The following is a 1777-nucleotide window of genomic DNA, read 5'->3' on the forward strand; positions in this document are numbered from 1 at the left end:
TAAGTCATAATAATAAAATTAAATTAAACATGCAACATCAAAACACCCTGGAACCATCATTGCAAATGCGGGGTCAAAGCCCAGTGAACTGTCCGGATTCGGATGTTAAGGAGTGGGGGCAGAACATTAATCTCTGTCTCGGGACGAATGATTAATCGGCCTTATTCCACTTCCTTGATGTTGTTAACGAGTGCAAAGGTAATAATAAAATTTTAATATACAATGATTTGTGTGGTTGATCGTGATAAATGATGTATCTTTGGATAAGATAGGCTGCATCTCAACAAAAAAATAAAAAAAAGCTTTTTTATTTGGTTTTGTCTTCGATTTAAATAAAAATCTTACGTTCAAAAAAGATAATTTATTCTCTTTTTCTTTGCTAAATCGATTTTTTGCACTATCTTCGCAGCGGATTATTAAAGAAAGGACAGTTATGAATACTTTAACAATAGATCAGGCGCTTTATGATGGAGCCGCATTGTATGCAAGGCAAAATAATATGAGTATACAAAAAGTGATTGAACTGGGAGTAAAATTACTTCTTGATAATGTTCGTCATTCAAATACAAAAACTAATGATATGGAATTGGAACAAGCTCTGAAGTATGTATCTACATTATCTGCGAAAGGTGGTAGGATTGTCCCCGTGGATGAAAATGGAAGAGATGCAAGAATAGAAAAGTATGTGCGATGACTGTTTTTGTAGATACAAATATTTTGCTTGATTTGTTGTGCGAACGGGAACCGTTTGTACAAAATGCCAGGATGCTTTTCGCTTATGGCTATGCTGGAAGGATATCTTTGGTGTTATCTTCACTATCTTTGATAAATGCAGTTTATATTTCAAAGAAATATGGATATGTTGACGCGAGGGAACGACTGGAGGACATAACGGAGTTTGTAAGAGTTGTTGACCTTTATGAAGACGTTGCAAGGGAGGCTTTAGCTTGTGACTGGAAAGATTATGAGGATGCAGTTCAGTATATGTCCGCCATAAAGGTAAAGGCAGATTGTATTGTTACAAGAAATAAGAAGGACTTTAGGAAATCTATAATTCCTGTATATACAATTGACGAATTTATGTCACTTATGAGGGGCTGAGGGACAAGCGGGTCAGGTCATTGTCCTGCCCTTTCGATTAATGATGATTGATTATTCGCACATTGTTTATTAATAGCGGAGCTCATCAAGCTACGCAAGTTCTTCGCACATTGTTTATCAAAAGAGGAGTTCATCAAGCTACGCAAGTTCTTCGCACATTGTTTATTAATAGCGGAGCTCATCAAGCTACGCAAGTTCTTCGCACATTGTTTATTAATAGCGGAGCTCATCAAGCTACGCAAGTTCTTCACTATATATTTTCAGCGGTGTTCATCAAGCTACGCAAGTTCTTCGCACCTTGTTTATTATTAGAGGAGCTCATCAAGCTATCGCAAGTTTCTTATGACTGATGATTGATGATTTGTGTGGTTGATCGTGATAAATGATGTATCTTTTGATAAGATAGGCTGCATCTCAACAAACAAAATAAAAAAGCGCTTTTTTATTTTGTTTTGTCTTCGATTTAAATAAAAATCTTACGCTCAAAAAAGATAATTTATTCTCTTTTTCTTCGCTAAATCGATTTTTTGCACTATCTTTGCAGCGAAATTGCGACATGAAGTCGTACAGATAATTGTTCTTTGAAACTAATGAACCTCTTATTCCGTTAAGAGCAGCCTACCGAAGCGTGCGTAGTTGGCAACGACTGGGTGCGAAGCCTTCGGGACAATAGGGA

2 protein-coding genes are annotated in these 1777 nt (G+C 36.5%); both read left to right on the forward strand.

The genetic code is table 11. The features are described from left to right. Positions 1-433: 433 nt before the first annotated feature. Positions 434-694, forward strand: coding sequence for a hypothetical protein (locus CIK99_RS05790; protein ID WP_094380611.1), 261 nt, complete (start codon positions 434-436; stop codon positions 692-694). Further along, positions 691-1101 carry a PIN domain-containing protein gene (locus CIK99_RS05795; RefSeq protein WP_094380612.1) on the forward strand — a complete coding sequence of 137 codons (411 nt, stop codon included), beginning with the start codon at positions 691-693 and terminating at the stop codon, positions 1099-1101. The genes CIK99_RS05790 and CIK99_RS05795 overlap by 4 nt, the downstream gene beginning before the upstream one ends. Positions 1102-1777 lie beyond the last annotated feature (676 nt).

It is taken from the genome of Prevotella sp. P5-92 (assembly GCF_002251245.1).
In the GTDB taxonomy this organism is placed as follows: Bacteria; Bacteroidota; Bacteroidia; order Bacteroidales; family Bacteroidaceae; genus Prevotella.

What these genes read in the sequence shown, in the direction of transcription:
- CIK99_RS05795 (WP_094380612.1), top strand. Translation starts at nt 691, where the DNA reads ATGACTGTTTTTGTAGATACAAATATTTTGCTTGATTTGTTGTGCGAA.
- CIK99_RS05790 (WP_094380611.1), top strand. Translation starts at nt 434, where the DNA reads ATGAATACTTTAACAATAGATCAGGCGCTTTATGATGGAGCCGCATTG.